General features: G+C 43.4%; 2 protein-coding genes. One reads left to right on the plus strand and one right to left on the minus strand.

Annotation, left to right across the window (positions count from 1 at the left end; genetic code table 11):
• Positions 1-1,162: IS66 family transposase (gene tnpC / locus ACKI5G_RS02370; protein WP_407397293.1), on the plus strand; the 1,162-nt coding region annotated here is incomplete at its 5' end.
• Between the two features lie 78 nt (positions 1,163-1,240).
• Here the strand turns inward: tnpC and ACKI5G_RS02375 are convergent.
• Positions 1,241-1,448 (minus strand): transposase (locus ACKI5G_RS02375; protein WP_407397295.1); only part of this gene is annotated, 208 nt, incomplete at its 5' end.

Raw genomic sequence — 1,448 nt, forward strand, 5'->3', positions numbered from 1 at the left:
CGATGAGGTACGCATTATTCCGGCAAAGATTATTGTCGATGAGATATACCAGACTGTCTACAAATGCAAAGCGTGTGAAAATGACGAACATGTTGAATTTGTAAAAGCACCGACACCTAAGCCTCTGGTTCCCAATTCGCCGGTTACTCCATCCGTAATGACTGCCACCATGCTTAACAAATTCCAGTTTGCATTGCCACTGCAGCGGCAGGAAAAGCTGTGGCAAATTATGGGGCTTAACCTCAGCAAGCAGACCATGGCCAACTGGATTCAGTACGCATACAGGGATTATCTCAAGCCACTTATTGGCCTGATGAAAAAACAGCTTCTTAAGGAAAATATCCTTCATGCTGATGAAACGCCGGTTCAGGTGCTTAAGGAAAAGGGACGCAAGAACAAGAGCAAATCCTATATGTGGCTGTATTCCACTGGCCAATATGCCAAGCACCACATACGGGTATTTGAATACCAGCCTTCCAGAGCCGGTGCATGTGCCAGCAAATTCCTTGACGGATTCCATGGTTATCTTCACACGGATGCCTATGCAGGATACAGCCAAGTGGATGATGTAATCCATTGCTGTTGTATGGCCCATGCAAGGCGTAAATTTGTTGAGGCCCTGCCAGAAAATATTGAGCATCCCGAGGATACCATACCAGGCCGCGTCATTAATGAAATGGGCCGCTTATTTAAAATTGAACAGGATTGTCAGGAGCTTTCAGCTGAAGAACGGCAAAAACAGCGGGAAAAAGAGGCCAAGCCTATTCTTCTGGCTTTATTTGAGTACCTTGAAAAAGAACAGGGCCATGTTCCACAGTCATCCAAGCTTTCCAAGGCCATAAATTACTGTTTATCTCACCGCAATGAATTGATGAATTATCTGCGTGACGGTAATTGCAGCATTTCCAATAACCTTGCAGAAAGAAGCATCCGTCCATTCACCATCGGTCGAAAAAACTGGGTATTTTCCGGCTCTCCGACTGGTGCCGAGGCCAGTGCCGCAGTATACAGTTTAATAGAGACATGCATAGCCAACAAAGTTGATACCAAAGAATATCTGGAATACATCTTTACAAACATGTCCCAGGAAGAATCCTTAAAGGATGATTCAGTTTTGGAAAAGTATCTCCCTTGGAATGTGAACCTGCCAACTGAAGAATAATACCGTTATACTATGACGCAGCCTACGGGCTGCTTTTTTATTTGCTGTTGAGGCATACTATATTTTGACGCTTACTTTTTATGCGTATTTTTGTTGCCAGATAGGAATTATTCTTAAATTCCAGGACAAGTTTTGTAATAAAGCGACAATAGTTGGTGAGAGCGTACCGGCCCTCTTCTTCCAAAGAGTAAGTTTTTTCAAATTCATGCACGCAAAAGTAAGCGTCACCTGCATTTTAATTTTTGCTAGGCCACGCATTGTAGCATATCTTAATCCATGTTTTTCC

It is taken from the genome of Anaerovibrio sp., assembly GCF_045637405.1.
GTDB lineage: Bacteria > Bacillota > Negativicutes > Selenomonadales > Selenomonadaceae > Anaerovibrio.